Origin of the sequence: Flavobacterium sp. UBA4854 (assembly GCF_002399805.1) — a bacterium.
Taxonomy (GTDB): Bacteria; Bacteroidota; Bacteroidia; order Flavobacteriales; family Flavobacteriaceae; genus Flavobacterium; species Flavobacterium ginsengisoli.
On record NZ_DHEI01000040.1, the window covers coordinates 72373 to 75759 of the forward strand.

The 3387-nt window shown below is 32.4% G+C and carries 4 protein-coding genes and 4 tRNA genes; 1 reads left to right on the forward strand and 7 read right to left on the reverse strand.

Annotation, left to right across the window (positions count from 1 at the left end):
* From B3J44_RS05580 to B3J44_RS05605, 6 genes are all read right to left on the reverse strand, one after another.
* On the reverse strand, positions 1-486 hold a 486-nt coding region (locus tag B3J44_RS05580), incomplete at its 3' end, for a tetratricopeptide repeat protein (protein WP_286966671.1).
* A gap of 206 nt (positions 487-692) precedes the next feature.
* Positions 693-765, reverse strand: a tRNA-Lys gene (locus B3J44_RS05585).
* Between the two features lie 159 nt (positions 766-924).
* Positions 925-2073 carry a DUF6438 domain-containing protein gene (locus B3J44_RS05590; protein ID WP_286966673.1) on the reverse strand — a complete coding sequence of 383 codons (1149 nt, stop codon included), beginning with the start codon at positions 2071-2073 and terminating at the stop codon, positions 925-927.
* A 130-nt stretch (positions 2074-2203) separates the two neighbouring features.
* Positions 2204-2286: transfer RNA gene (locus B3J44_RS05595), tRNA-Leu, on the reverse strand.
* Positions 2287-2328: 42 nt separating this feature from the next.
* Positions 2329-2401, reverse strand: a tRNA-Lys gene (locus B3J44_RS05600).
* A gap of 40 nt (positions 2402-2441) precedes the next feature.
* Positions 2442-2514 (reverse strand) — tRNA-Lys (locus B3J44_RS05605).
* Positions 2515-2640: 126 nt separating this feature from the next.
* On the opposite strand from B3J44_RS05605, the gene B3J44_RS05610 reads away from it, so the two are divergent.
* On the forward strand, positions 2641-3159 hold the full coding sequence (locus B3J44_RS05610; RefSeq protein ID WP_286966676.1) for a shikimate kinase: 519 nt from the start codon (positions 2641-2643) through the stop codon (positions 3157-3159).
* Here B3J44_RS05610 and B3J44_RS05615 read toward each other — a convergent pair.
* Positions 3151-3387: phosphoribosyltransferase family protein (locus B3J44_RS05615; protein ID WP_286966677.1), on the reverse strand; the 237-nt coding region annotated here is incomplete at its 5' end. The two genes, B3J44_RS05610 and B3J44_RS05615, sit on opposite strands and share 9 nt — an antisense overlap.

The window sequence follows — 3387 nt, forward strand, 5'->3', positions numbered from 1 at the left end:
TGCTCTGTTTTTTGCAGCGCTCTGACTTCCTAATTCAATTGCTTTTGTAAAATCTTCGCATGACTTTTTTTTATCGCCAATGCTGCTATATGCTAAGCCTCTTAGATTATAAGCAATGTAATCTTTTGGATTTAAGCCTAATGAAGAGGTGCAGTCATCAATTGTTTCTTGATACTTTTGTAGTTTGTAGTTAACATTGGCTCTACCAGTAAAAGCATCGGCATTCATGTTGTCTAGCTCAATTGTTTTGCTAAAATCGGCTTGAGCTCCTTTGAGATCGTTTAGTTTGAATTTTGCGACACCGCGATTCTGATAAGCTTCAACAAATTTAGGGCTCATTTGAATCGCTTTGTTGTAATCGGCAATTGCGCCTTTTGTGTTGCCGGCTTCAGCTTTTTTCATGGCTTTGTCAAAATAGCCCGTTGCAGATTGTGCCCAGATAGAGCAGGTCATCATCATAAGTGATGCGAATAGTAGGTTTTTCATAAAACTAATTTGGGATTAGTGATTTAATTATTTCAAGACGAATTTAAGAAAGTTTTTATTTTGTAAGAGAATTTCTTTTTTTATTATGCGCAAAAAATGAGGCAATTCAGTTAGAGAAATTAAAAGATTTTTTAAATCTACTTTTTAGGATTGGAATAGGGGAAAACAAAAAAAAAGGCCAAGTAAAATAATTACTTGACCTTTTGTGACCCGACTGGGGCTCGAACCCAGGACCCCATCATTAAAAGTGATGTGCTCTACCGACTGAGCTATCGAGTCTTCATTTCTTCAATGAGGGTGCAAATATAAGGACTTTATTTAGCTTCACAAGTCTTTTTTGAATGAATTTTGAAATAAAGTTTAGAAAGATCGGTAAGATGTTGTTTTATAGTGGAATAAAATTTATTGTTTTTAAGTGAATAAAAATGATGATAGATTTTAATCGTATTTGTCTTGCAATCTAAATTTTGTAGTGAAATTATTTGCTGTTAAAAAGTTGTATCCGATGTCGATAGTTTTGTTTTTAAATTTAAAATATCTCCCATCGGTATGAACTATTTCTTTTCTGTCTTCATCATCCCAAAATTCAATATAGTATTTGTACTCAAATGTGTCGTTTGTTTGTTTGGCTTTGAAAATTTCTGTGAATAAATAATAGCTTTCAGATTTTGTCAAATCACAAATTTGGTTTCCTTTTTTGAAACTGATTCGCCGTATCGGAAATAAAAGTTCTTCTGTTTTTAAAGGAGACAGTTTTATTTGTTGGTATAAATATCGAATAGGAGTGTAAGCCCAAACGAAAGTGGCCGGGGATTGTCTTCCGTAATCACTAATCGACTTCACGATTTTATTGTTTTTTACAAATGTTACTGTAATAGTTTCGTCATCTGTCCAGCTTCCTTCATAATTATCTTTAAGATTCATTATGTCTGCTTTTTTAAGATTGGTTTGGATTTTTTGATACTGACTCTTGGTGATTTGAGATTTATAAAAGCCATTTTGTGTGTTGTAATGTTGGCCAAAATAGATGATATTGCCATTATTGTCAATACTTATATTTAAAACAGGACAAGAACCATAACAACCTGAAGAAGAAAGGATAATTTGATCGTAATTCTCATCTGGATTAATCTTGTACTTTGTTCTTGCGTATTTTGCAAAGATACTATCATCTATTTTTGTTGTTAATGTATCTCCAAGAATAGATTCTATTTTCTGATTTTTCCAGGTTTTGCTTTCTAAATCAAAAATTTTCAGACTATCATTTTCGATTTTATATTTAGTTTCAGTACCTAAAAAATAAGTCTTTCTATTTTCTCTTTCTTGAGCTTTAATCATTTTAAAATAACCAGATTTATATTCGGCTATATTGTTTTCTAAAAAAGCATATCCCTCTTTGTGCGAACCAAATGGAGGAGGAGGTGGAGGAATATTATGGTTATTATTTGTCTGTGGTTTTCGCTGATCATCTGTCTTAATGTAGATCCATTCTCCAAGAATATCTTTTTGTAGTTTTTTATCATTATTTGTCTGACAAGAATATAGAATGAAAAATAGTATGAGATATAATACTGGTGTTGGCTTCATAATATTTATTTCGATTATTGTAATTTTTGGTTTGTAGTAATGTAAATATAATCGATTTTGAAGGAAGTTTTTAAAGGAAGTTTTGAAATAAAAAAAGCGGAAATCTTTATTTAAAGATTTCCGCTTTAAGTGACCATGGAGGGATTTGAACCCTCACGCCCTTACGAGCACCACCCCCTCAAGATGGCGAGTCTACCGTTTCTCCACATGGCCTAAAAAGAAAAAGGTCGAGTAAAATAAATTACCCGACCTTTGTGACCCGACTGGGGCTCGAACCCAGGACCCCATCATTAAAAGTGATGTGCTCTACCGACTGAGCTATCGAGTCATTGCTTTCAAGAAATTTAATTTGTTAATCACAAAATTTGTGACCCGACTGGGGCTCGAACCCAGGACCCCATCATTAAAAGTGATGTGCTCTACCGACTGAGCTATCGAGTCATTTAATTTCTTGAATGCGGGTGCAAATATAAGGAGTTTTTTTTGAAGTTTCCAAGCTATTTTATCATAAATTTGTCTTTTTTTTAGAAAAATTCTCAAATGCTTAGTTTATAAGGTTTTATTAATATGAAAAAAATTGTGTTGTTAGGTTATATGGGCTGCGGAAAGTCTACTATTGCCCAAAATTTGTCAAAAATTACAAATATTCCGTTCTTAGATTTAGATAAATGCATCGAAGAAAGAACAAATTTATCCATAAATGAGATTTTTGAGAAGCATGGAGAAGTGCATTTTCGAAAATTAGAGCACCAAATGTTCGTCGAATTACTAGAATCTTCAGATAATAATATTATAGGTCTTGGAGGAGGTACTCCATGTTATGCTAATAATCATGAATTGTTAAAAGGAGACGATGTTACTTCTATATATTTAAAAGCATCAATTGATACCTTATATAATAGATTGGTGCATAACAAAAGCAAACGCCCTTTGATTGCTAATATGAATGAGGAAGAAATGAAAGAGTTTATCGCGAAACATTTATTCGACAGAAGTTATTATTACAATCAAGCAAAACATAAAGTTTCAGTTGATGATAAATCTGTCGAAGAAACGGTTCAGGATATTTTAGAAATATTAGCTTAAAGAAGCATAATCGCCATTTTCTGAATTGAAAACTACTTGAACATGCTCTAATAAAGAAGTTGAAAGCGAGATTCCTTTAAAATCTGCTTTTACTGGATATTTTTTATGATTTCTGTCAACAAGTACAGCTGTTTTGAATTTTTTAAGCGGAACGTCTAAGAAATGACGAACAGCATAGATTAATGTGGTTCCTGAGTTTAAAACATCATCAACCAGAACTAATCCTTT

Coding starts and splice junctions, on each gene's coding strand:
- B3J44_RS05590 (WP_286966673.1), bottom strand. CDS start 2,073: ATGAAGCCAACACCAGTATTATATCTCATACTATTTTTCATTCTATAT.
- B3J44_RS05610 (WP_286966676.1), top strand. CDS start 2,641: ATGAAAAAAATTGTGTTGTTAGGTTATATGGGCTGCGGAAAGTCTACT.